This is a genomic window from Echinicola soli (assembly GCF_006575665.1).
GTDB lineage: Bacteria > Bacteroidota > Bacteroidia > Cytophagales > Cyclobacteriaceae > Echinicola > Echinicola soli.
Genome location: NZ_CP041253.1, coordinates 5,277,112 through 5,301,681, shown reverse-complemented (window position 1 = coordinate 5,301,681; position 24,570 = coordinate 5,277,112). Strand labels below are relative to the sequence as shown.

17 protein-coding genes are annotated in these 24,570 nt (G+C 47.7%); 12 read left to right on the top strand and 5 right to left on the bottom strand.

Annotated features, from left to right (window positions below):
* The first annotated feature begins 1 nt into the window (after position 1).
* The gene (locus FKX85_RS20450) at positions 2 to 3,403 is read left to right on the top strand and encodes an efflux RND transporter permease subunit (protein WP_141616487.1); all 3,402 of its coding nucleotides are present in this window, start codon (positions 2 to 4) and stop codon (positions 3,401 to 3,403) included.
* Between the two features lie 944 nt (positions 3,404 to 4,347).
* Here the strand turns inward: FKX85_RS20450 and FKX85_RS20445 are convergent.
* Positions 4,348 to 6,204 (bottom strand): M1 family metallopeptidase, encoded by a 1,857-nt coding sequence (locus FKX85_RS20445; RefSeq protein WP_141616486.1) that lies wholly within the window; start codon positions 6,202 to 6,204, stop codon positions 4,348 to 4,350.
* Positions 6,205 to 6,457: 253 nt separating this feature from the next.
* On the opposite strand from FKX85_RS20445, the gene FKX85_RS20440 reads away from it, so the two are divergent.
* Both FKX85_RS20440 and FKX85_RS20435 read left to right on the top strand, forming a co-directional pair.
* On the top strand, positions 6,458 to 6,772 hold the full coding sequence (locus FKX85_RS20440) for a hypothetical protein (protein WP_141616485.1): 315 nt from the start codon (positions 6,458 to 6,460) through the stop codon (positions 6,770 to 6,772).
* A gap of 332 nt (positions 6,773 to 7,104) precedes the next feature.
* On the top strand, positions 7,105 to 7,539 hold the full coding sequence (locus FKX85_RS20435; RefSeq protein ID WP_141616484.1) for a hypothetical protein: 435 nt from the start codon (positions 7,105 to 7,107) through the stop codon (positions 7,537 to 7,539).
* Positions 7,540 to 7,670: 131 nt separating this feature from the next.
* Here the strand turns inward: FKX85_RS20435 and FKX85_RS20430 are convergent, their stop codons facing one another.
* Positions 7,671 to 8,435, bottom strand: coding sequence for a LuxR C-terminal-related transcriptional regulator (locus tag FKX85_RS20430; RefSeq protein WP_168196307.1), 765 nt, complete (start codon positions 8,433 to 8,435; stop codon positions 7,671 to 7,673).
* Positions 8,436 to 8,572: 137 nt separating this feature from the next.
* Positions 8,573 to 9,754, bottom strand: coding sequence for an IS4 family transposase (locus FKX85_RS20425; RefSeq protein ID WP_141613384.1), 1,182 nt, complete (start codon positions 9,752 to 9,754; stop codon positions 8,573 to 8,575).
* Between the two features lie 205 nt (positions 9,755 to 9,959).
* On the opposite strand from FKX85_RS20425, the gene FKX85_RS20420 reads away from it, so the two are divergent.
* Positions 9,960 to 12,017, top strand: a complete 2,058-nt coding sequence (locus FKX85_RS20420) for a RagB/SusD family nutrient uptake outer membrane protein (RefSeq protein ID WP_168196306.1) — start codon at positions 9,960 to 9,962, stop codon at positions 12,015 to 12,017.
* A gap of 313 nt (positions 12,018 to 12,330) precedes the next feature.
* Here FKX85_RS20420 and FKX85_RS20415 read toward each other — a convergent pair whose 3' ends face one another.
* The gene (locus FKX85_RS20415) at positions 12,331 to 13,392 is read right to left on the bottom strand and encodes an endonuclease/exonuclease/phosphatase family protein (protein ID WP_141616481.1); all 1,062 of its coding nucleotides are present in this window, start codon (positions 13,390 to 13,392) and stop codon (positions 12,331 to 12,333) included.
* Positions 13,393 to 13,494: 102 nt separating this feature from the next.
* Between FKX85_RS20415 and FKX85_RS20410 the strand changes: the two genes are divergently transcribed.
* From FKX85_RS20410 to FKX85_RS20395, 4 genes are all read left to right on the top strand, one after another.
* Positions 13,495 to 13,683 carry a hypothetical protein gene (locus FKX85_RS20410; protein WP_141616480.1) on the top strand — a complete coding sequence of 63 codons (189 nt, stop codon included), beginning with the start codon at positions 13,495 to 13,497 and terminating at the stop codon, positions 13,681 to 13,683.
* Positions 13,684 to 13,736: 53 nt separating this feature from the next.
* Entirely contained in the window at positions 13,737 to 14,315 is a 579-nt protein-coding gene (locus FKX85_RS20405) for a DUF2911 domain-containing protein (protein ID WP_141616479.1), read from the top strand.
* A 201-nt stretch (positions 14,316 to 14,516) separates the two neighbouring features.
* Positions 14,517 to 16,952, top strand: a complete 2,436-nt coding sequence (locus FKX85_RS20400; RefSeq protein ID WP_141616478.1) for a penicillin acylase family protein — start codon at positions 14,517 to 14,519, stop codon at positions 16,950 to 16,952.
* A 1-nt stretch (position 16,953) separates the two neighbouring features.
* On the top strand, positions 16,954 to 17,325 hold the full coding sequence (locus tag FKX85_RS20395; RefSeq protein ID WP_141616477.1) for a hypothetical protein: 372 nt from the start codon (positions 16,954 to 16,956) through the stop codon (positions 17,323 to 17,325).
* A gap of 313 nt (positions 17,326 to 17,638) precedes the next feature.
* Here FKX85_RS20395 and FKX85_RS20390 read toward each other — a convergent pair whose 3' ends face one another.
* Entirely contained in the window at positions 17,639 to 18,142 is a 504-nt protein-coding gene (locus tag FKX85_RS20390) for a UpxY family transcription antiterminator (protein ID WP_141616476.1), read from the bottom strand.
* A gap of 702 nt (positions 18,143 to 18,844) precedes the next feature.
* Here FKX85_RS20390 and menD point away from each other — a divergent pair.
* The 4 genes from menD to FKX85_RS20370 all read left to right on the top strand — a co-directional run bounded on the left by menD (position 18,845) and on the right by FKX85_RS20370 (position 24,483).
* Entirely contained in the window at positions 18,845 to 20,581 is a 1,737-nt protein-coding gene (gene menD, locus FKX85_RS20385; RefSeq protein WP_141616475.1) for a 2-succinyl-5-enolpyruvyl-6-hydroxy-3-cyclohexene-1-carboxylic-acid synthase, read from the top strand.
* 13 nt (positions 20,582 to 20,594) lie between these two features.
* A complete protein-coding gene (locus FKX85_RS20380; protein WP_141616474.1) occupies positions 20,595 to 22,124 on the top strand; it encodes a lipopolysaccharide biosynthesis protein in 1,530 nt (509 codons plus the stop codon).
* Positions 22,121 to 22,999 carry an SDR family NAD(P)-dependent oxidoreductase gene (locus FKX85_RS20375; protein WP_141616473.1) on the top strand — a complete coding sequence of 293 codons (879 nt, stop codon included), beginning with the start codon at positions 22,121 to 22,123 and terminating at the stop codon, positions 22,997 to 22,999. Before FKX85_RS20380 ends, FKX85_RS20375 begins: the two co-directional genes overlap by 4 nt.
* Before the next feature lie 167 nt (positions 23,000 to 23,166).
* A complete protein-coding gene (locus FKX85_RS20370; protein WP_141616472.1) occupies positions 23,167 to 24,483 on the top strand; it encodes a UDP-glucose dehydrogenase family protein in 1,317 nt (438 codons plus the stop codon).
* Positions 24,484 to 24,570: the final 87 nt, after the last annotated feature.

Sequence of the window (24,570 nt, the reverse complement as noted above, 5' to 3'; positions counted from 1 at the left end):
CATGGCAGAAAAACAACAAGATAAGAATGTAACCAGGGAATTTGGGCTATCCTCGCTGGCGGTCAATAACAAGACCAGTGTGATCATCCTTTCGCTGATCATCACTTTTATGGGCCTGTATGCCTACCGGACGATGCCCAAGGAGAGTTTTCCCGAAATTGTCATCCCTACCGTGTATATAGGGACCAGCTATCCGGGAAACTCCCCGGTGGATATGGAGAACCTCATCACACGTCCCATTGAGAAGGAGCTTAAATCGCTCAAGGATGTGAAGACCATTGAGTCTACTTCCATACAGGATTACTCCACCATTATCATCGAGTTCAATCCCGGAGTGGATATTTCCAGGGCCCTGCAGGATACCAAGGATGCGGTGGACAAGTCCAAGAGCGAATTGCCCACCGACCTGGATCAGGATCCGAATATTTTTGAGCTCGACTTTTCGGAAATGCCGATCATGTTTGTGAACCTTTCGGGGAATTACTCACAAGAAGAGCTGAAGGAGTTTGGCGAGTACCTGGAAGATGAAATAGAGGCCCTGCCCGAGATATCCAGTGCGGACCTTACCGGTACCATCGACCGTGAGATCCAAGTAAATGCCGACCTGTTCAAAATGGAGGCCATGGAGGTGAGCTTTGGGGATATCGCCGATGCGATTTCTTCGGAAAACGTGACGATCTCAGGAGGGAACATCCTCAGCGGTGATTTCAGGAGGGCGCTGCGGATTACAGGAGAGTTTGAAGATCCTTCAGAGCTCAACGACATCATCGTCAAGATCGAAGGAGGAAATATCATCTACCTCAGGGATGTAGCCGAAGTAAGGGACACGTATAAGGAGCGTGAAAGTTATGCCCGCGCCTCCCGGCTTCCCGTGGTTACCGTCAATGTGATCAAGAGAGGTGGGGAAAACCTTTTGGCGGCCAGTGATAAGATCAAGGAAATCCTGGAGGAAGCCGAAAATAACCATTTTCCCTCCGACCTGAAGGTCAGCATCACCAATGACCAGTCCAAAGTGACCCGCAGCATGGTGGCCAACCTGGAGAACAGTATCATCTCGGGGATCATCCTGGTGATCATCGTACTGATGTTTTTCATGGGCTTTAGGAATGCGCTCTTTGTAGGGATCGCCATTCCGCTTTCCATGTTCATCTCCTTTATGATCCTCAATGCCTTTGGAGTGACCCTGAACATGATGGTGCTGTTTTCCATGATCCTCGCACTGGGGATGTTGGTGGATAACGGTATCGTGGTCGTCGAAAATGTATACAGGCTCATGCAGGAAGGGAAGACCCCTATCCGTGCGGCCAAGGAAGGGGTAGGTGAAGTTGCCTGGCCGATCATTACATCTACGGCCACTACCGTGGCGGCCTTTATCCCGCTGGCCTTCTGGCAGGACATCATGGGGGAATTTATGAAATACCTTCCCATTACCTTGATCATCGTGCTCTCATCATCCTTGTTTGTGGGACTGGTGATCAATCCGGTGGTGACGGCGATGTTAATGAAAATCCAGGATTTGGACAATGTCAAGCCCAAGAAGCGGTCCTTTATCATTGCAGGGACTTTGTTGACCATTGCAGCGATTTGCTATATCGCCCAGGTGTTTACCATGGCCAATATAGCCCTGATCGCAGCCATCATCACGCTGGTCAATGCCATCTTCATGAAAAAGGCCATCAGGTGGTTTCAACAGGTGTTTTTGGTTTGGTTGGAAGAGAAATATGAAATGCTGCTTTCTTTTGCCCTCCGTGGCCGAAAGCCGTACCTGTTTTTCTTTGGCATGTTCGGTGTGTTGATATTTTCACTGGTACTGTTGATGGTAAGATCACCTAAGGTGGAATTTTTCCCAAGCAGTGATCCTAACTATGTCAATATTTTTATAGAATATCCCATTGGTACCGACATTGAAGCTACCAATGAATTTAGTAAAAAAGTGGAGGACGAGGTGATGGAGTTGATCAAGCCGCACCGGGATATTGTGGAAGCCTTTATCGCCCAGGTAGGGGAAGGCACGAGCGATCCTTCCGAAGGGCCGAGTATGGGGGTAACCCCGCACAAGGCGATGCTGACGGTGAGTTTTGTCGAATACCAGTACCGGGACGGCAAGAACACCACAAAGATCATGGAAGAACTCCGGGAGGCTATGGCAAAATACCCCGGCGTACAGATCACCGTGGACAAAGAGCAAAATGGCCCTCCTGTAGGAAAACCGATCAACATAGAGGTGAACGGTGAGGATTATGAGAAGTTGGTCGCAGAGGTGGAAGATATCCGGGAGTTTATCCAAGGGGCTAACATCCAAGGAATCGAAGAGCTGAAGATGGACCTGCAGACCGGAAAACCGGAACTGATTGTCAACATCGACAGGGAAAAGGCTCGTAGGTTTGGCCTGTCCACCTCTACGATTGCCAATGAGCTGAGAACGGCAATCTTTGGGCTGGAAGTTAGCAAATACAAAGAAGGAGAGGATGACTACCCGATCGAATTGAGGCTTGCCGAAAAATACCGCTATGATGTTGATGCCTTGGTCAACAAGAAGATCTATTTCATGGACAAATTCGGCAATAAAAGGCATATACCGATTACTTCTGTAGCAAACTTTGAATACAGTTCTACCTACGGTTCGGTAAAGCGGAAAGATCTTGACAAAGTGATCACCATTTACTCCAACGTCAACGAAGGATTCAATCCGACGGAGATCAACAACAGGATCAGGTCGAGATTAGAGGATTATGAATTGCCGGATGGTATCGATATCAAATTTACCGGAGAGCAGGAAGAGCAGGCCAAATCCATGGAATTCCTTATGCGGGCGATGATGATCGCCGTAGCGGCCATCTTCCTGATCATCGTGGCACAGTTCAATTCCCTGATGACACCGTTTATCATCATGTGTTCGGTGGTCCTGAGTACCATCGGGGTATTTATCGGGCTATCGATTTTCAATATGGACTTTGTGGTGATCATGACCGGTATCGGTATTATTTCCCTGGCAGGGGTGGTGGTAAACAATGCCATCGTACTCATCGACTACACCAACTTGGTGAGGGAGCGGAAGCGCTCGGATCGCGGATTGGGCGAGGACGAACACCTGACCTATGAGGACCTGATGGCAAGTATCGTGGAAGGGGGCAAGATCCGTCTTCGTCCCGTGCTGCTGACCGCCATTACGACCATTCTGGGATTGATCCCAATGGCGATCGGAATGAACATTGACTTCTTTACGCTGCTGTCGGATTTCGATCCTCAGTTTTACGTAGGTGGCGATAACGCAGATTTTTGGGGACCAATGGCCTGGACCGTGATATTTGGGTTAACCTTTGCGACCTTTTTAACGTTAGTAATTGTACCTGTCATGTATTTACTGGCAGACAAAATCAATATAGCTATTCGAAGAAAATAGTTTGTATAGATTTATTTAAAGGTTGGTGGTTTTTTAAGTGTTAAAACCTCCGGGGCAATGTCCCGGAGGTTTTTATTTTACCAGCGGCTAATGTTGAAGCAGTTTCAGGGACCAAGCAATTTTTCTGTGGGATGAGAGATTTCTAGGTGGCTATGGTAGGCATATTTCTCTTTAATTTTTGGTTCTATATGGAATACTGTGGGTAAATTATTCACAGGACTGTCCCACTTGTGCGGATAGATCAGGGGAATAGTTTTGTTCCTACGGCACAAAGCCCCCTGGAGGCAACCTGATTTTACCAGGCTTAAATGCCTAGTGGCATTGGCCAGGACTCCCTTCTCACTATTTTACCCGACAGAAGTGTCCGCAGGGATGCTCCGTTAGGAGCATTAGCTTGTTAACAGAAATTGGATACAGCATCCTAACAGTGCCGTAGGTACTGACCATGGGCAAGGAAAACATATGATTATCGACTGCATCAGGAGCATGGGCACCCAAATTCATCCGTCCACGCGATGCTTCGATCTCCATAGCCCGCTAGCGCTCAGTTTACCCATAATAGTAAATCATATAGAATCTAATTTAGCAATAGGAATGCGTGCTCAAGTATAAAAAAAAATCAGCAAAAATCTTATTAACAAGCGCCATCTGCGTGCTATCGGAATCAAGTCTAACCCCCTCCCCAACTTTTTCACTTGACCCAGTTTCAGGCCGCAACACTTGTGCGCCGCGGCGTAGATAGGTTAAGGGATATTTTGGGTTTAAAATGGATCAATCTTCCAACTTTTTGAACTTGCGAGAGCGACCTTCAATGCAAATAAATGGATTTCATGGTTGGACCAGTTCGGTTTCCAGATCAAGGCGGATAAAATGGATGGATGACAACTGCGGATGGAAATGAAAAAAGGCAAGCATTTCTGCTTGCCTTTTGTAATCGGTCGTGATTATTCCTCTTTGGTTTCGGTGGAGAACGTATTGTTTTCCCGATCAATATCGGCCATTCTCAGGCTTGGATCGATTTCCACTTTTTTGATACTGGAAAATGGCTTTTCGATCGTGATTTCTTTGGTGATGTTTGTCCATGGCCAGCGTTGGGTCAGGATACGTTTAGGCATGCCTGCTTCTTCAGGTTTGCTTCCCCGCTGGATGACCAGGGGAAGGTAAACCATTTCCTGGCTGCCGTCCTGATAGGTGATCACCAGGTCGACAGGCATGGGCATCAGACCGTCACGCTGCAAGGTGATCTTGGTACCGTCACCCGCAGCTTCTACGGATTTTACGGCATAATCAATGGATTTGGTGCTGTTTACCCAGTATTCCTTGTACCAATCAAGTTCAAGGCCACTTTGTCTTTCCATTTCACGGATGATATCATTGGTCTTGGGATGCTTGAACTTCCAGTGGTTGAAGTAGTTCAGCATGGCCCGGTCCCTGTTTTCTTCCCCAATGATATAACCCAACTGGGCGATAAAGACCGCACCTTTGGAATAGGCTGCAGAACCGTAGGCATAGTTGGTGTGGTAATGGTCAGAGTGGGTAGTCATCGGCTCCTCTTTACCGGATTTTGCCAATCTTTCATAGCCCGCATAGGCGCCCCGTTGTGGGAAATCAGAAGGCTCTTCGGAGAAGATATTGGCCATGGTAAGGTTGGTGGCATAGGTGGTAAAGCCTTCGTCCATCCATGGATAAAGGGCTTCATTGCTGGCCAATACCCCTTGGAACCAACTGTGGGCCATTTCGTGGACGGTTACTCCGACCAGGCTAGGCAGGGAACGCTCTCCGGTAATGAGGGTGGCCATGGGATACTCCATGCCGCCATCACCGCCCTGGATGATAGAATATTGCTTATAGGGGTACTCACCAAAATGTTCGCTCAAAAAGGCCATGGATTTTGGGGAATACTCCTTGAGCTTCTCCCAGTTACCGGCCGTTTTGCTGTTTTTGATGTACAAGTGGTGGATGGTGATGCCATTGTCCATTTGGATTTTGTCGTGGGTGTATTTCGGATCGCCGGCCCACATGAAATCATGCACCTGAGGTGCTTTGAAGTGCCAAGTGAGTTTTTTGCCCCTTGGTCTTTTCACCTTCTGGCCTTCTTCTTGATAGCCATAACCGATTTCTTCGGGATTTTGCAGGTAGCCGGTGCCTCCAAGGATGTAGGCTTTATCGATGGTGATCTTTACGTCAAAATCACCCCAAATGCCATAAAATTCCCTGCCCACATAGGGGTTGGCATGCCAGCCTTGGTCGTCATAATTGGCCATTTTGGGATACCACTGGGACATGGAATAGCGTACGCCCTCCTTGCTGTCACGGCCTGAACGCCTGATCTGCAATGGTACCTGTCCTTCGAAGTCCATGGAGAATTCTACCGTGCTGTTCGGCAGGATAGGCTCTTCCAATGATACTTCCAATATGGTGCCTACATGCTCATAGTCCACTTTTTTGCCATTCATCTTGAGTCGGTTGACTTTAAGGTAGCCGATCTCCTCAGGGCTGAGGTTTGCAATCCTGTCCTGTACCCGTCTGTCCGGATCTGCAATGGTCCGTGACCGCACGTCCATCATGGAATTGGGCTGGAAGGCATTGAAATATAGGTGGTAAAAGACCCGGGTGAGGGTGTCCGGTGAATTGTTGGTGTATTCAAGGGTTTGGCGGCCTTCATACTGGTGCTTGTCGACGTCCATTTCGACGTCCATTTCATAGTTTACGGCCTGCTGCCAGCGGGTAGTCTGGGCTTTCAGGCCTATCGTACAGCATAAACCGAAAGCCAATAAAGCGGTTGAACGTATTAATCTCATAGTTATAAATTTTCTCAAAAGTAAAAGAAAAACTAAAAAACACCTAAACCACTTATCAAAGCTTGGGCAGTATCTGGATAAAAACCGGGCGTGAGAAAGAATGGGGGAAAAGAAATGCTGCCAGAGGCAGCCAAGAACAGGTTATAGGGAAAGTTTTACCGTGATTGCTGGCCTGCAGTTATTTTTTATAACAATTTTAAACAATTCCCTCACACCTGGAGTTTTTTTGTTTAAACGATAATCAACCTTGTTTATGATAAAAATTGCCCCCTTACCGCTGGGAATACTATGTGCGGTTGTTCTTGCCATTGCCTGGAAATGCTATCACCTAAAGCGGCAAGTGGAGTGGAGGAACGTTGCCAAATCATATGATATCCACGTGGGCACGGATAAAATGGAGACCATTCGGGTAATGGGAAGCCCCGATGAGGTGGTCCCAAACGGTCTGGACAGTACCTACCGGTATCTAGTTCCCCTGACCACAGCAGTAGAAATCCTGATTTCCTTTGATTCCTTGCAGCGCGTGGCCGAGGTGAGCCGCCAAAACCACCTCACCACGCAGTTGTAGCCCATCGGAAAGCCCCGCTCACCCAAAGGGCTTAAGTTTGCTTTGGGATAATATTGGATCATCCAACTTGCCAAAACCACTTCAGGTCTGTAAAGGGCGTTTCACCCATCGCCCCCGTTAGGCTTTTTTAGGCACGATTGTTGAATTCACCGACTTAGCCAAAGGATTGGCAATCAGGCACCCAGTAGGCTTGTGCTTGCCCGGATACTGGCCTCGCTTTGTCGAGAAGGTTGATGAAGATGATGATGGATAAAGGTTTAATAATCCTGGATGTCGGTGTCACCTGTCCGTCATTCCAAAAAACAGTCATTCACCCTACTAATAAATCATTCATGTCAGTATCTAGCTCCAACAGTGAATTAATGTTGTACCAGGCGCTGTTGCAGGGTTTTAAAGATAGAAAGGGCCATTTCCCTGTTGGAGAGGAGAAAAAGGACCTCAAATTGCTCAGTACCATCCTGGTCGGGCCCAAACAATCTTTGCTAAGGGAAATCCCCAAGTGCTATCGTACCATTAGTAATGCCTGTGGACCCCCCAAAATTGAACTGAGCCTGATCAATGGAATGGATGGTTCGAGCCAAAGAGCAGGAGTGTTCGCCTTTTCCCTGCATCATTTTTATGCCTGTCAGGAAACCGACAGACAACATGTTAAATTAGAGGTCATTGCCCTGAAACATCCCAAAGAGCAGTTGCCGCTAATCTTACTTCAAAAACCGGAGACCGTTTTCTGGAGGAGCTTTCAGGAATTATGCATGGAGAACTTCTAGGGAATTGCCGAAAAATACTCCTAAGGAAGGTCAGTGAGCCAAGAAACGGAAGGAGGAGGCTATTCAGTCAAGCGCTGTGTGTTCATTTTCTTTTTTCCCAAAGGGCGGGAAGTTCAGGGATGTGCTGTGGGTTAAATCCAGCCTCTTTCAAGGGCATGGGTGACAAGTTGGAGCACGGTATGGGTGCCGGTTTTTCTCAGCATGTTTTTCCGGTGGCTGGAAACGGTCTCCTTGCTGATACACAGCAGCTGGGCGATGGTCTTGGAACGGTGGTTTTGTGCCAACAATCCGAGGACCTCCATTTCCCTTTTGGTAAGTACGGTTTTGGCGGGTTTTAGTTTTTCGATAGGCCGGACATCCAAATAGGAGGGTTCTCCCTCCAAGCCGATAAAGGACAGGACCATTTTATGGTCCTTTTTCAAATGGCTGATATCGGTATGTACCACAAAGGTCCTTAACACAGCTCCCTGTTCATCGCTTTGGATGGTGATGATCTGTTGTAGTATCCTGATATATTTTCCGTTTGCCTTTTTTACCCGGTAATCGTAGCGGCTTTTGTATTTGAAGACCTTATCAGGGGATAGTTTTCCCCAGAATTGGGTGACGGTAGCCTCGAAGTTGATGAAATGGGGAAGGTCATCCGGATGAATGATGGTTGTAAGTAGTTCCAGGGTGAAATCCTCCGGTGGATAACCCAGGATATCGGCAATGGATTCACTGGTGAATTCAATGGTCATTTCAGGTGGATTGAAGACCATATAGTAATAGTCGCCGACCTGAAAGAAGTTGATGAGCTTTTTGTATAAGTCTACCTCCAGTTCCAGCTTTCCAGGGGCTTTGTGCTGGGCAATTTCCCTCCAGATTTGCCTGGCCTCATCAAGAATTAGTTTTTCCATTATTATCTGTTGATACACAAATTTGTCGAACAAAATAAGGATTTTGGACTGTTCCTCAAATAACATAAGGACAATGCTGTCCTAAATAATTTTTGATTTACCCTTTAGTCTGTATTTGAAAGCAAATTGGGGACATATTAAGGAGTTTGAGCAAACAGATCCCCCTGTACTATTTTCAGGGGTGGTTTTTCGGGTTCCGTAAATGGGCTATCAAGCCATTTTTGCAGTTCGATTTTCACGAATATATTGAGCCGGATAAAGGCCACCAGATTGGACAGGTGCCAGCCGAATTTAGCTGTTGCCTTCATGACTTTGATCAGCAGGATGGTGATCAAAGCCGTCCATATCTGGATCATTACTGCATTTTTAGAGGTTCCGATAAAGGTTTTGATATGCAATAGCTGCTTGATGTCCCGAAAAAACACCTCAATCTCCCATCTTGATTTGTAGAGGTCCCCAATGGTCTGGGCCGCCCAGGCAAAGTTGTTGGTGATCAGTTCAATGGTCTGCCGGTTTTCCTCATCCCACACGGCCACTCTTCTGAGCCTTCCCTTATACTTGGTTTTGGATTGTGGGTTGGTCAGTTCGATTTCTTCGTCTTTGAGCACATGTTGGGCGGTTGTTTCGGGCAGCTCCCGTTCTTCGACGGTGCTGAAGGCAAGGTTTCCCTTGTGCCTGATCACGAAGAACACCCCTTTGCTGTCCCAGACGTTGAGCATGGGGAAGTCATTGTAATACCGGTCGGCGACGATCACCGAGCCCTTTTCCAAGGGAATGTCGTAAGCTCCTTTATTATCCCCGACACTCCCCTCGGTAATGTTCACGTAAACAGGGAGTTTCCCGTCATATTCCAGCAGGGTGTGCATCTTTACAGCTCCCTTTTTGGTACGGAAAGTAGCCCAGTCAAACACCGAAAGACAAAGGCTGATCACCGTGGCATCGAGCAGGTAAACGGGGACCTTGATCCTGAGTTTGGACCTCTTGACAGCTGCCTGCTGTCCTAAACTTCCCAGTAGGGAATAGTAAAGGTCCCTGAACAGGTCCGAATCCCTTCGTTTGTTCTGATAGCTGATACTTGATTTGGAGGGGGCTTTGGCAATACCAAGATGGTTAAGGTTCCCGGTAGCAGACCGGAGTCCGTTGGAAATGTCCCTTACCGAGGTGCTCTTGGCAAAATGGCAGAACAACATCGAGACAAGATGCGTCCAGCTGTCAAATCCCTTGCAGCCCTTATCGGTTTGCTTTTCCTTGACCAATTTCTTGAAAATTGATCGGTCTATCTTTTTAATAATCTGTGAAAACAATGTAATATTACACATGAGAGGTTCGTGTTTTTTGGTGCAAACCCAAAATAACTTTTTTGGGCAAAAAATAGAACCTCTCATTTTTTATTTAGGACGCTATTGACATAAGGATAAATATCCCCTAAAAAGGGTATTTTTTTATAAGCCGAGTTCCCCGAAATTTGTGGTTGATGGTTCCCTAATGGGACCGCACCTATCTTTTTACTCAGTATCCAAAGAAATGAAACACTATTTATTCCTCTATTTGAAAGGGCCGCTCATCATGCTGGTCTTTGCGGTCATATTGATAGGCTGCTCTACGGAAACCGAAACAGATCCCCCCACGGACAACAACATCAGGACGGCCAAGCAGACCACCGAAGACCTGATGGGATACCTCTCCCAAGTGGACAGTATCCAGCAGTTTGCCGGATCGTTTTCTTCCCTATCGTTGGATGATGATCAGGTCATAAATGGACTGACCTTGATTGTTCCGATCGATCAGCAGACCGAGTCGGAAGAAGACAGACAGGCTGCAACAGGAGAATCTTCACGGGTGAGCGTTGATTTTTCGGTGGAAGACCATGTCATTTCTGGAGAGGTGGACCTGTTCTCGCTTGAAGACGGCCATTTGCTCACCGCCCTGAGCGGAAAGCAGGTAAGGGTTTCCCGTCAGGACGATTTGGTTTACCTAAATGGTGTACAGGTGATCGCTCCCCTTAGCACAAAGGTCCCCAAAAGCCAGGCTTTTCTGCTTCCCTCTCCACTGACCGATTTTGATATCAACTTGCCTATCAGGGAAACGGTCATGAACATTACCGTAATGGATGCTACCGAATGGAGCCCGATCAACTTGGATGGGTTGCCCGTTTCCGGTGCCGAAGTGCGTGTTTACCGGTCCAAATCCGATTATTTTAACGGTGAGTACATCCTGAAATCCTATACCAACCAGGAAGGACACTGTACCATCAGGGGACTTGAAAACCGCTACCACTATGTGGAAGTGGTCCATGGGGAAAAATCCAATATCTTCGACCCGGTTTCACGGCCGGAATGGGAAAGGATTACGGGCCTGGAGGCCGCAGGAATATTCAGTAACCTGGACCAGATCCAAAGGTATCCCAGCCAAAAATCCATGGAACTGGGAGGGATTCGCTGGAAAGACCAGAACCAGGACGGTACTATAGATGATCAGGACCGGATTTCCATGCCCGGACAATATTTCGGCTATTATAATGGCCATAATTGGGATGCCAAGATCTATATCGGCTACCCTGATGGCAACCCCCGTTTGGAACTGGACAAAGAAGAGGCCCAGGCAATGCTGGGCGAAGTCTCCCTTGAACTGTTCTGGAAAGACCTGGCCATCATCGATGGGCTGATGGTGAACCAGGCAACCAACGATGGCCTGCCGTCCATTTTCCATTCCATTTTGGGATTTCGTTTTGGTCCCCAGGATCCGGCCATAGCCCAGGTGTGGAAACGTGCCTATGATTCCATTACCTTACTGGACTTTACCATTGCCTATGCCGGGGCCGGAGCAGCTGAGGAAGCCCTCCAGGCCAGGGCCTGGAGAGCCTATGTCTATTTGCAGCTAAGCCAATATTTTGGAAATGTCCCCATGTTGGAAAAAGGGCAGTATGCCAATCAGGTCCCCAAAGAAGACATGTTTGATTACCTGGTTGAGGAACTTGGGGAATTGGCAGAGTTACTGCCACGGCAAATGGAAGGATATGGGCTGATGACACGTTATGGCGCAAAAACCCTCCTTGCCCGGATAAGCATGGAACAAGGGGACTCCCGGAAAACCACCGACCTGTGCAGGGAGATTTTGGGCAGTGAACAGTTTCAACTTGAACAGGGTTTGGCCCTTTTTAATCCAGTCAGCAGAGAGAATATTTGGAGTGCACGCAACTATAACCACTCCTATGTGCAGGATTACTTTTTTGGCAGGGAGTATTGGGCGCCCATTAGGTTGACAGAGATACACCTGATGCTTGCCGAAAGCAGACTTGCCCGCCAGGACGCCCTGGAAGCCATGGATATTATCAACTTGCTCCGAGACAGGTCCGGTCAGTCTCCCGTTATTGAAACAGAGGGACTGCGAAAGGTCTTTGAGGAGCAATGGTTCCAGGAGCTTGCCCGGGAAGGAAGCACGTTTACGGCCATCCGCAGATGGGAAAAGGAGTATGAATACCTGTACCACAGTGGATTTAATGCCAATAAAAACACCTACCTGCCCATTCCCCAGGTGGTGATCGATGACCATTTCGAAATGATGCAAAACAGGGGTTACTGACCATTGCTGCTCATTGCTTGGAAATGGTTCCCAATCTGAATTGGCCTTGAGCATCAATGCCGTATGGGGAAATGGGGAATGTCCTTTCGCCTGTTCTGGTAATGGACCGAAGGACAGGGCATGGAAGCACAGGAGGTTCAGTATCCTGTGCTTCTTTTATGGCCAATTATGAAGTTATGGGACAGTAAAGACCAGTTGATTGATCTCGTATGTTTTGACAAGGCCTCTCCATTGTTGTAGTGTCGTATCCGTTAGGGAAGCATCTTCTTGTATTGCCAAGAAGGGCAAGGACTTTCCTGCCTGGTGGAGGGCGCTATGGTGCAGGGACCCTGTCAATAAGCGGATCCATATCAAATACCGCTTTGATCGGGTAGTGGTCGGAATAATCCACTTCCCGGAGGGTATTGAAGCGTAGCGGCCTAAGGGAGGGATGGTAAAAGATATTGTCGATTCTCAGGAAAAACAATACCTTGTTAAAGGTAAAACCGAATCCCTTGCCTGCGTTTTCAAAAGTGTTTTTTAAGATCGACCTGATGGTAAAATAGGTGTAGCTATAGGGAACATCATTGAAGTCCCCCATCAGGATGGAAGGGTGTGGACTGTTTTTAATATGTTCGGCCAATACATCCACCTGGCTGGCACGGCTGACCACGCCACGGTTAAGTCTTCTCCAGGTCTCCCTGTAATTTTCCTTGATGCCGTCAATATTGTCCAGTTGGTCGGCAGGGATGCTCATCGATTCCAAATGCACGTTGTAAACGCGGATGGTGTCGCGCTGTATTTTGAGGTCCACAAACATGGCCCCGTTGGTCTTTCGGTTGTCAAACAGTTTTCCTTCATTGATGATAGGGTACTTGGAAAAAATGGCCAGGCCAAAAAAGCGCTTCCCTTTACGCTCTTCGACTGAATGGGCGGAGCAATGGTAATTCCCCTCCTTGCCAATGAGCTTAATGGCATTTCTCGATGGAGTGGTATTGTCCTGGTAAAACTCCTGAATGCCTATGATGTCGGTATTCTGCTCCCGGATCCAGTTGTAGATGTTTGGAGTGACCTTGGGATCATCGGCCTTGTATTTTTCATAACTGAACATATGGGCATTATAGCTCATGACCGAAAGGCCTTCGCCGTCAGCAGGAGTATTCCACGTTAAGGTTACTCCAATGAACCGCCACCCGAGGAGTATGGCGACAATAGGGAGAACAAGGAGTTTTCTTTTCAACAGGATCAATATGATCAGTAATATGAAATTGATCAGGAGAAATACAGGGATGAGCACAGGTACCAGCCCGGCATAGGAAAGCTGTTCCGGTGAGATGTTTACACCAAAAAACAAAACGACCGAAACAAAAAACACAACAGATACCAGAAACCTCATATATACATTAAGTAAAGGATAGCGAAAATAGCAGAAGATTAAACGAATATCAAGAAGTTTACAGGAGATAGGAACAAAATCAATGAAATTAGTCCAATTAGCTTGTGCGTAAGCAGGGGCTTTGGTAGGGATATCGGATTTATTCCGATCGGTGAACGGCTATTCCGGAAAGAAGTCTTGGGACCTAAAGGAGGAAAGCCATTGAGGGATAAGGCAATGGGTGCAGGAGTCGGGACAGGAGGTGAATGGCTCCAAGAGCAGGAGAAGTGGAATTATTTGCGCAAAAAATAAGCGATAGTGGAAAAAATGTATAAATTCGTCTTAAATCAACAATTGTATTCTCTATGAAAAAGTTTGACAATTTACTTTTAGTGGGTTGCGTTTTGATGGCGTCGTTGCTGTCAAGTTGTGGAGGTTCTGGGAACAATGAAGAAGAAACGGCCAAGGAAGAGGCGGCCCAGGCGATGGAAATGAAAGAAGAGGAGCGGCCCAGCCCACTCCAAAAAGCGGAGGGAAAGGTCGGTGAAAAGACATTGGCCGTCCAATACGGCGCACCATCGGTAAACGGACGTCAGATTTGGGGAAATTTGGAATCCTATGGAGAAGTATGGCGAACCGGGGCAAATGAAGCTACCTTTGTGGAAATCTCTGATGACGTGACCGTCGAGGGCAAGCCATTGCCGGCAGGAAAGTATTCCATATTTACCGTACCGATGAAGGAAGGTGACTGGACGGTGATCTTCAATTCCGAATGGGACCTTGAGCATGGCCATTACCAGTATAAAGAGGAACATGATGTGCTCAGGGTACAGGTGACGCCGGAATGGTTGGACGAAAATCAGGAGCAACTGGAAATCACCGTGGAAGATCCTGGGATGGTCATTCGCTGGGAAAAGCTCCGCTTGCCCATTGCCATCCAATAGGAAGCAGCAATGCTCGGTGATGATGCACAAAGAAAGCTCCGGAAGACCGGGGCTTTTTTTGTGGGAATATCACTTGACCAGGTAAAAACACAGTGAATTTGATGATTTACAAATATTACCGCTGTGATAAATTGAAAATACACTTTTAAGGCTTAAATTCGGGAATTGTTGCCCTGATATTACCTCCTTGAAGCCTGTTTTATGAAATATTTTGGTTTTTTAATTGTATTTATCATTTCCCTTGTGTTGGCAGTAGGCCTTTCGGTTAATCTCGGCCAAGTCCCCCCTTTGGGATATTTGATGGATCCCTATCACGGTTTTTGGCAAAATGCCTACAGTGAGGATGAGCTTGCCAAAGAAACATTGACATTGGAAGGGCTTCGGGCACCCGTGACAGTGGTCTATGACAACAACCTGATCCCCCATGTTTTTGCAGAAAACAAGGCCGACCTGATGATGGCCCAAGGCTATGTGACCGCTAAACACCGCCTTTGGCAAATGGAATTTCAGACAAGGGCGGCGGCAGGGCGTATTTCAGAAATCGTGGGCAGTGCCGCACTGGACTTTGACAGGATGCAGCGAAGAAAAGGGCTGGGCTATGGTGCCGAAATGGGACTGCAGTACATTAAGGAGAAGGAACCGGCTACCCTGGAGCTGATTACCGCCTATACCAAAGGAGTCAACCAGTACATCGACCAACTGGGCCTTTCCCGGTTACCTGTGGAATACAAGATTTTGGACTACAGGCCCGAACAATGGACACCTTATAAGACCGTGCTTTTATTGAAGTATATGGCCGATATGCTGGTCGGCGACAAGGATATCGAATTCACCAACTTGCGCCATGTCCTGGGCGAGTCCATGATCAACCGGCTCTTTCCCGATATTCCCGCAAGCAATGATCCGGTGATCGAAGCGGACCATGTTTGGGATTTTGCCCCCTTGCCTGTCCATAAACCGGACAGTGCGGTGTACCCTGATTTTTCCCTGCTCATCGATCCCGTGCCTGCCCCGGAGCCCGGCACAGGATCCAACAACTGGGCAGTAGCGGGCAAGAAAACCAAAAGTGGACATCCCATCCTGGCCAATGATCCTCACCTGGGCTTGAATTTACCGAGTTTATGGTATGCCATGCAGTTGAGTACACCGGAATATACCGTGAAAGGGGCAACCCTTCCCGGGGCGCTTGGTGTCATCAGTGGATTCAATGAGCAAGTGGCATGGGGCGTGACCAATGCCACCCGGGATGTCAGGGACTGGTATGCCATCACCTTTAAGGACCACAGCCGGCTGGAGTACCAATACAATGACCAATGGATCCAGAGTTCGGTGCGGGTAGAGGAGATTGCCGTGAAAGGGGATGTGACCTATCTTGACACGGTGATTTATACCCACTACGGACCGGTAGTCTATGATGAAAGTTTCCATCCCAATAGCCAGAAGATGAATTTTGCCCTCAAGTGGACCGCCCATGAGGGTTCCAATGAGCAGCAGACCTTTCTGGACCTGAATGTGGCACGCAACCATGATGACTACCTCGCTGCACTTGACCATTATACTGCCCCCGCCCAAAACTTTGCTTTTGCCTCTTCACAGGGAGATATCGCCATGAAGGTACAGGGGAAGTTCCCCCTGAAATGGCCGGAGCAGGGAAAATACCTCATGGATGGGAACAACCCCGCATTTGAGTGGAGCGGCTATATCCCTTTTGGGCATAATCCCTCGACACTGAATCCGGAGCGGGGCTTTGTAAGCTCTGCCAACCAGTATTCGGTGGGGGAAAGCTACCCTTATTATATCTTTGACAACAGCTTTGAGGATTATCGTAATAGAAGGATCAACAGCCGGCTAGGGGAAATGGAGAACATTACCTTGGAAGATATGAAGGCCTTGCAGTTTGACGATTTCGACCTGCATGCCTCCGAGGCGCTTCCCCTCATGTTGGAAAAGCTGAAACAGGATACTTCCAGGAAGTTTGATGCCAAAGAGCAGGCCTTTTTGGTGGTGCTGGAAAAATGGGACTACTATGCCGATCCCGATGTGAAGGGCCCCGTGGCCTTTGGGCTATGGTGGGAGGCCTTTAAGGGAAGTGTTTGGAACTGGCTGGACCAAGGGGACAGGCCTGTTGTCTACCCTGACAATTTTATGACCACCTCACTCATGCGGGAGGTGCCAAACGATAGCATATTTGACATACCAGGCACTACGGGACAAACAGAAACAGTCGTACACCATCTGCAGACCAGTTTTGAACAGGCTTCCCTGGAGTATCAGGCCATGAAAGCAGATCAGGGCGAAGACCTGGTCTGGGCATCATACAAGAACACCACCATCCGGCATTTGGTGCCCAATTTCACCGCCTTTAGCAGAGAGGGCATTTTTACAGGCGGCGGACGCAGCATCGTCAATGCTACCAGTGAACGGCATGGTGCCAGCTGGAGGATGCTAGTGGAGCTGGGACCAGAAATCAAGGCTCAGGGAATCTATCCGGGAGGCCAATCCGGGAATCCCGGGAGCAGGTTCTATGACAACCTTTTAGAAACCTGGGCCGAGGGGGATTATATTGACATTGGCCTAAGGTCAAAGCAGGATGCAGCAAATGTATTGTTTACCACCACCCTAAACCCCATTGATTGATATGAAATTCACACTTTGGCTATTGATTTACGTGATTGCAACGGTTTTGATGGGGCCATGGCTTACCTATTGGATGATGATGTTGGTGTGGGCCGTCATGGGAGCGGCAATAGGGGGAAAGGGCAGCCATGTGTTTTTTGCTGCGGCGCTCGGAGTGGGGCTGGGTTGGTTGGGACAGTGTTATTGGATTACGGTGGACACCACCTCGCAGCTGCCAGACCAAATGGCCACCATCATGGGAATGGGCAAGGGAGAGGTGCTAATGCTGATAACAGCTTTGCTGGGATTTTTGATCGGTGGGTTCAGTGCCCTTGCAGGCAACAGGTTCCGTAAATTATTCGAGCGTAGCACCCCATATTATTTTGACCGGTAATGATCCCTTTCCAGTTTTGCCAGAAAGGCCTGAAATGGTTTTTTTGGCTGGCTTTCAGTCGTAAAGGCAATGATGGACCAATCGATAAATTGGGAGGTCGTGGCTTACCTGTCTAAACACCAGTTAGTGTCGAAGTCGGTTTTGAGTGGGGACGAATCCCCCTCGGCGGGACAGGTACCACTGATTGGGTAGCTTTACGCAAATACATTTTTTCCAGCTTTTCGGAGGATTTGGATTAAAAAGAATCACGAATTTTATTTACCCCATACATATTGCTCGATCCGCAATGGCCCATTTCAATAGGCCGGTAGATCTAATGGACCACTTCTAGGAATTTCATGGGAATATTGACCATGACCGTTTGATGGATACTCGGCACGCGGATGATAAAGAAGTCTTGGTTGCCCTTCTGGATACATTCCCCTTCGAAGCCCTGCAGCGGACCGCCGACGATCTTTACCTGCTGGCCTTCGTCGATATGGGTAGTTTCCACCTCTACGGCCACGCCGGTTTCCACAATTCGCCTGATCGCTTCTATTTCAGTGTCCCTGACCACGGCATGGTCGCCGGAAAAGTTGACGAATTTGACCGCTCCTTGTACCTGTAAGGCTTCCCAAAGCCTGCTTTTTTCGGAACGGACAAAGATATAGCCATTGAAAAGTGGGCGTTTGACCTTTTTCTTTCGGTCACTCCATTGCCGAACCTCCTCGATCATGGGAAGATAGACTTCCACTCCTTTTTCCTCCAATCGTTGTGCCACCCTTTTCTCAGCTCTTGGGGCGGTGTACATGACGTACCAATTACTATCTGGATTCATGTTGATTTTATGTTTAAAAATTCAAAAATGCTAATATATCGGGGCATTACCAAGCTTTTTTTGCGATCCTTTGGGCATATACAGCTGCTAAAATGGCCATATTTACCCAAATGGGCCCCGGTCTTGTGAGGCTGGGAAAAGAAAAGGTGAAACAGCTTTTTGTATATCTGAAATACATTAATCAAATTTTTAAAAACAATTTTTTGTATTTAAAATAAAATGACCTACTTTTAGAACATCAAATGAAACAGGGCGTAAATGAAGTAAAGATGAAGTGAGTTGACCCGAAGGATGAGGTATTCCCCAACATAGAATGCAATGGAGGGAGAGTTCCGCAATATTGGACTTGCCAATACCAGAGAAAGTCCAATAGAGGGAATTTTTGATATGCCGGAATTATTGTTTGGTAATCCATGGCCTGGAACCTGGTGGAGAGAAAGGTGTAACGGTAGATTTTGTAGGAAGGAAGATGGCCATGCTAAAAAAAATGCAACGAACCCAGAATACCTTAATCAATCTTTTGAAACCAAGCGTCAGGAGGCCAGGTCCATTTTTCGGGTTATCCCAAAGATCTCCCTGTAGAAGGACCTGGAGCAAAACGGGTGGCAACCTTGTACCAGTCTAGGCTGTTGTATGCTGTTTTACCTTCCCGACCAAGCAAATAGTATAACAAAAAATATTAGGCATCTAAAAATAGAAAGTATGTATTCAGATGATAGGTTAGTTCTTCAATTATTGTCTCTCCTAAAACAATTCAATGTAAGGAAAATAGTTGTTTCGCCGGGAAGTAGGCATTTTTCCATTATCCATTCCATGGAAAAGGACAGCTTTTTTCAGCTGTATTCGGTGGTAGATGAAAGGAGTGCGGCATTTTTTGCATTGGGGTTGATCCAGCAATCCAATGAACCTGTTGCAGTGGCCTGTACCTCTGGTACATCGACGATCAACTACGGTTCTGCGGTAATCGAGGCCTTTTACCAGCATTTGCCCTTGCTGCTGCTGACAGCAGACCGTCTTCCCGAACTGCTAAACCAAATGGAGGAGCAGATGTTCAAGCAGGATGATGTGTTCCGGAATTTCGTCAAATTTGAAGGCCAGCTAAAAGAGATCAAGAACGGTTTTGACGAATGGTATTGTAACCGTGTGATCAATGAGGGACTATTGTCATTGACCTCCCGTGGCCCAGGACCTGTCCACCTGAACATCCCGATCGAATCACACCAAGGTGATACCTTCGGTACGGCAACCTTGCCCAAAGTAAGGAAGATTACCCGTACGCGGGCAGACCTCGAGGATCTCCAGTGGGGAGAATATGCCGAGCGGTTGAAAAACAAGCGGATCTTGATCATTTGGGGCCAGGCAGCTCCCATGTCCGAGCAATTGCGCAGATCACTGGATGCTTTTTGTGAAAGCTACAACTGCGCAATACTTTGTGACAAGACCTCCAATTGCCGTCATGAATATGCCATTGACAATGCCTTTGTCACCTTACGGAACTTTTCCATTGACGAAGGGGCCAAGCGACTGCCGGATGTGGTGGTTACCGTATTTGCCAATTATATTTTTAACAATAATATCAAAAAGTACATCAAAAGGTTCTCTCCGAAATGTGAGCACTGGAGCGTGGCACCAAGCGGGGACATCATCGATCCTTTCCACAAGCTCACCGATGTATTTGAAATGGACGAAGGCTTCTTCTTCAGGAAAATGGCCACCCCGTCCTACCAAGGTGGTACTGGTTACCTGGCCAGTCTGAAGGCCATCTCACAACGGATTATTGAACCGCAAGTGCCCTTCAGTGAGCTGTATGCAGTGGGCCAATTGATGAAATCAATGCCGAAGGGAGCTTCCCTGCACATAGCCAACAGTGCCTCGGCAAGAATGGCAAATCTATTTGTGACCGATGAATCCATTAACGCTTACTGTAACCGTGGGGTCAACGGTATCGATGGATGTATGTCCGCAGCGGTAGGTTTTGCCGCAGCAGCAGACGAACCGGTGTATTTGGTGATCGGTGATTTGACCTTTTTCTATGATATGAATGCCTTGTGGAACAGACACCTTTCTTCCAATTTGAGAATATTGCTGCTCAACAACGAAGGCGGTGCCATCATGCACCTGCCACTGAAAGATTCACTTGCCGATGTCCTTTCCAAGCATATTTCTGCCGGACATCAGACATCTGCCAAGGGGTGGGTAGAATCCCTGGGCATGAAATATAATGCCGTCAGAACAGAGGAGGAATGTAACACTGCCGTGGAATGGCTGTCGGATCCCAATGAACAGGGACCAATGGTACTTGAGGTCTTTACCAAAAAAGAGGTGGACATCAGGATCCTCAAAAAGTATTTTGGCAGCTTGAACAGGGAAACAAAATTTGATAAGGCGAAGCTTAAGGTATCCCAGAAGATCGATAAGTTTGTCAATAAAAACCATTAAGGGTAAGGTATAGATGTCATCAAAGAATACGCGGATCGCCAAGAATTCGTTGTCCCTGTATCTTCGGATGCTGATAACGATGGGCGTTTCGCTCTACACCGCAAGGGTGGTATTGCTGACTCTGGGGGTCAGTGATTACGGGCTGAATACAGTAGTCGGTGGAGTGGTAACGATGTTTTCCTTCTTGAGCGGCACAATGGCTTCGGCTACCCAGCGGTTTTTGAATTATGAGCAAGGTACCGAGGATGACAACAGCCTGAAAAAGGTGTTCAGTACCAGCCTTTATATCCATTACCTTATTGCGCTGGTGGTATTGGTATTGGCAGAAACGGCAGGTCTTTGGTTTTTGAATACCCGGCTGAACATCCCGGAGGGAAGGATGGTGGCCGCCAACTGGGTCTATCAGTTTTCCATACTGTCCTTTGTGCTGACCGTGGTCAATGTGCCCTATAATGCGGCCATCATTGCCAACGAGCGCATGACCGCCTTTGCCTACATCAGTGTGATAGACGTGGTACTGAAACTGTTGATTGTCTATCTGCTTCAGCTGTTTATGATGGACAAGCTGATACTGTACGGGTTCCTGACCTTCTGTGTCACCTTTGTGGTCAGAATGGCCGTGCGGTGGTATTCCAGGAAGAATTTTGAAGAATGCCAGGTAGGCGTAAGCAAGGATGATGCGTTCTATAAAAAAATGTTGGGATTCTCCGGATGGACGATGCTGAGCAGTATCTCGGTAGTGCTCCGTAACCAGGGGATTGCAGTGGTGCTCAACATGTTCTTCGGAACAGTGGTGAACGCGGCCCAGGGGATATCCAATCAGATCAATACAGTGGTAACGACCTTTGCCAGGAACTTTACCCAGGCGGTGAACCCGCAGATCGTCAAGCAATATGCAGCCGGTGATCTGACGGGAATGAAAAAACTACTGGTCACCAGTGTGAAGATGTCCTTTTTCCTGATCCTGCTGATCTCGCTGCCGATATTCATCGAAGCACCTTTTATCCTGAAGCTCTGGCTGGGGGAGGTGCCCGAACATACTGTGGTGTTCGTCAGGCTGGTGATGGTCAAAGCATTGATCGAATCCTATGCCAATCCAGTGGCCACTGCCCAGTCGGCGACAGGAAAAGTAAGAAATTACCACATTACGCTAAGCATAATAGGGTTGTTGAACCTGCCGATCAGTTATGTTATGCTTACCATGGGATTTGAGCCTGAATCTACCTTGGTAGTGGCCATTCTCTTGTCCGCATTGATCAGTTTTATCAGGGTGTCGTTCCTGAGAAAGTCCATAGGATTTAAGTTCAGGGATTTTCTGGTCGGCGTGTTGGTGCCTTCTTTGGTCGTCATATTATTGGCCATACCCATACCGGGGTACCTCTATTATGCCATACCGGCGAATCTGGGGAACTTTATTATCAAGGTGCTTAGTGCCTGTGCCACTGTTCTTGCAGCCGTCTACCTGGTTGGGCTTTCAAAACAGGAAAGGAATTTTATCAATAATATCGTTGTCAAGAAAATATTGGGAAAACGTAAGAAATGAAAAATTTCATCAAGGGATTGCTCCCAAAAGGAATGAGGAATAAGTTAAAGAGCATGGCTCCTGGCAATTCAGGTGGTATGGCCGTTGCCGTGCCATATACTATACAGGTGTCCAAACCAGGACTGCTGGAAGGAAAAGTAGCCGTGGTGACAGGAGGAAGCGGGGCCATTGGCAGGGCCATCTGCTGTCGGCTCGCCGCCGACGGTGCCATGGTGGTGGTATGTGGCATGAGCCATGATAAGATGCAAGGGGTGGTAGATGAAATCAAGGCTAATGACGGCCAGGCAGTGATGAAGCAACTTGATATTTCGAGCGAGGAAAAGATCAGTGAATTCTACCAATGGCTGAAAGATACCTACCAGCAGTTGGATATTTTGGTAAATTGCGCCGGCGGAAGTGCAAGACAGGCCAGTAGGCCAATTTATGAGCTGGAGACAGAGACGATAGACAATACATTGCACGTCAATCTCCGGGGGACGATGCTTTGTACGCGGGAGGCTTCCAAAATGATGGTAGAGGCCAAAAGTGGGGCCATTATATCGGTAACCTCTGTAATTGGAGAGCATGGCAAGGCCAAGTTTTCGGAATATGCGGCAGCAAAGGCAGGGATCATTGCCTTTACCAAGTCCATAGCCATGGAACTGGGGAACTTGGGCATCACGGCCAACTGCGTGTCGCCGGGTATTGTCCAACGGGGAACGATAACGCCAGCGCAGATGGCCAAACTGAAGAAGACAAATTATATGAATGCCTATGGACGACCAGAGGATATCTCCGAAATGGTGGCCTACCTCACCAGGGAAGAAGGTAAATTTATTACCGGGCAAAACTTCAAGGTTGATGGCGGCAGAAGCCTGGGACTGAAAGGGGATTGACCAGTAAGAAAGGGTGTTGGTTCTATGGCAAATTGGTACCAGGTTTGATATAGGAAGATGCTGGTGCTGTTTTCGGCCGTCGAGGACCATAAAAAAGTCAATACAATGGATTTTTACATAACCTTACTATATAACAATCGATTATTTAACAAATAACAGCTAGAAAAATGAAAATTACTGTAGTAGGAACTGGATATGTAGGCTTGGTTTCTGGAGCCTGTTTTGCCAATGTGGGCATTGAAGTAGTCTGTGTGGACATTGACCAAAAGAAAATTGATAAGCTTAAAAACGGGATCATGCCCATTTATGAACCTGGTCTGGAAGAAATCGTCACCAGGAATTATAAAGACGGCCGGTTGTCCTTCTCTACCAACCTGGGTGAGGCCATCCAGGGATCTGAAGTGGCCTTTATTGCCGTGGGAACCCCTCCGGGAGAGGATGGATCCGCTGATTTGAAATATGTGCTGGCCGTGGCCGATGAAATTGGCAAAACCATGTCCGATTATATCGTGGTGGCCACCAAAAGTACCGTTCCTGTCACAACAGGCTGTAAAGTAAAGGAAGCCATTCAGAATGCCTTGGACAAGCGCAAGAGCGACCTGCCCTTTGCAGTAGCCTCCAATCCGGAATTTTTGAAGGAAGGGGCCGCTGTGGAAGACTTTTTGAAACCGGACAGGATCGTTATCGGCGTAGAGGACGAAAGGGCCGAGGAGATCATGAAGCGCCTTTATAAACCTTTCCAGTTGAGCGGTGACCGGATCATTTACATGGATATTCCTTCAGCGGAAATGACAAAATATACCGCCAATGCCATGCTGGCCACCAAGATCAGTTTTATGAACGACATCGCCAACCTTTGTGAACTGGTAGGTGCGGATGCCAATATGGTCAGGGCAGGAATCGGCTCGGATCCAAGGATCGGTAATAAATTCATTTACCCTGGTGTGGGCTATGGCGGCAGCTGCTTTCCAAAAGATGTCAAGGCCATCATCAGGACCGCCAAGACCTATGGCTATGACCTGCGCGTGCTCCAGTCGGTGGAAGCGGTCAACGATGACCAAAAACACCGCTTGGTACAAAAGGTCAAAAAGCACTTTGGCGATGACCTCAGCGGCATGACCTTCGCCATGTGGGGACTGAGCTTTAAGCCCAATACAGATGATATGCGTGAAGCCCCGGCGATTGTGATGATCAACGAACTCCGTGCGGCGGGAGCCAAGGTGAAAGCCTATGATCCCATTGCCATGGAAGAGGCCAAGGAAGTCTATGTGGGTGATAAGATCACCTATTGTGACGATGCCTATGATGCCTGTGTGGACGCAGACGCACTGCTGTTGGTGACCGAGTGGTCCCAGTTCAGAATGCCAAGCTGGAGTGCCCTGGGCAAGCTGCTTACCAATAAGGTGGTTTTTGACGGCAGGAATATCTATGACCGGAAATACCTGGCAGAGATGGGCTTTACCCATTATGGTATCGGAATATAATAATGCTTACCTTAAACCCGAAGTATGCATTAGCCTATCTGTTGCGACCTGAAATTGCTTCAAAATCAGCCGCTACGTTTTGGTTTT

What these genes read in the sequence shown, in the direction of transcription:
- FKX85_RS20450 (WP_141616487.1), top strand. Translation starts at nt 2, where the DNA reads ATGGCAGAAAAACAACAAGATAAGAATGTAACCAGGGAATTTGGGCTA.
- FKX85_RS20445 (WP_141616486.1), bottom strand. Translation starts at nt 6,204, where the DNA reads ATGAGATTAATACGTTCAACCGCTTTATTGGCTTTCGGTTTATGCTGT.
- FKX85_RS20440 (WP_141616485.1), top strand. Translation starts at nt 6,458, where the DNA reads ATGATAAAAATTGCCCCCTTACCGCTGGGAATACTATGTGCGGTTGTT.
- FKX85_RS20435 (WP_141616484.1), top strand. Translation starts at nt 7,105, where the DNA reads ATGTCAGTATCTAGCTCCAACAGTGAATTAATGTTGTACCAGGCGCTG.
- FKX85_RS20430 (WP_168196307.1), bottom strand. Translation starts at nt 8,435, where the DNA reads ATGGAAAAACTAATTCTTGATGAGGCCAGGCAAATCTGGAGGGAAATT.
- FKX85_RS20425 (WP_141613384.1), bottom strand. Translation starts at nt 9,754, where the DNA reads ATGTGTAATATTACATTGTTTTCACAGATTATTAAAAAGATAGACCGA.
- FKX85_RS20420 (WP_168196306.1), top strand. Translation starts at nt 9,960, where the DNA reads ATGAAACACTATTTATTCCTCTATTTGAAAGGGCCGCTCATCATGCTG.
- FKX85_RS20415 (WP_141616481.1), bottom strand. Translation starts at nt 13,392, where the DNA reads ATGAGGTTTCTGGTATCTGTTGTGTTTTTTGTTTCGGTCGTTTTGTTT.
- FKX85_RS20405 (WP_141616479.1), top strand. Translation starts at nt 13,737, where the DNA reads ATGAAAAAGTTTGACAATTTACTTTTAGTGGGTTGCGTTTTGATGGCG.
- FKX85_RS20400 (WP_141616478.1), top strand. Translation starts at nt 14,517, where the DNA reads ATGAAATATTTTGGTTTTTTAATTGTATTTATCATTTCCCTTGTGTTG.
- FKX85_RS20395 (WP_141616477.1), top strand. Translation starts at nt 16,954, where the DNA reads ATGAAATTCACACTTTGGCTATTGATTTACGTGATTGCAACGGTTTTG.
- FKX85_RS20390 (WP_141616476.1), bottom strand. Translation starts at nt 18,142, where the DNA reads ATGAATCCAGATAGTAATTGGTACGTCATGTACACCGCCCCAAGAGCT.
- menD (WP_141616475.1), top strand. Translation starts at nt 18,845, where the DNA reads ATGTATTCAGATGATAGGTTAGTTCTTCAATTATTGTCTCTCCTAAAA.
- FKX85_RS20380 (WP_141616474.1), top strand. Translation starts at nt 20,595, where the DNA reads ATGTCATCAAAGAATACGCGGATCGCCAAGAATTCGTTGTCCCTGTAT.
- FKX85_RS20375 (WP_141616473.1), top strand. Translation starts at nt 22,121, where the DNA reads ATGAAAAATTTCATCAAGGGATTGCTCCCAAAAGGAATGAGGAATAAG.
- FKX85_RS20370 (WP_141616472.1), top strand. Translation starts at nt 23,167, where the DNA reads ATGAAAATTACTGTAGTAGGAACTGGATATGTAGGCTTGGTTTCTGGA.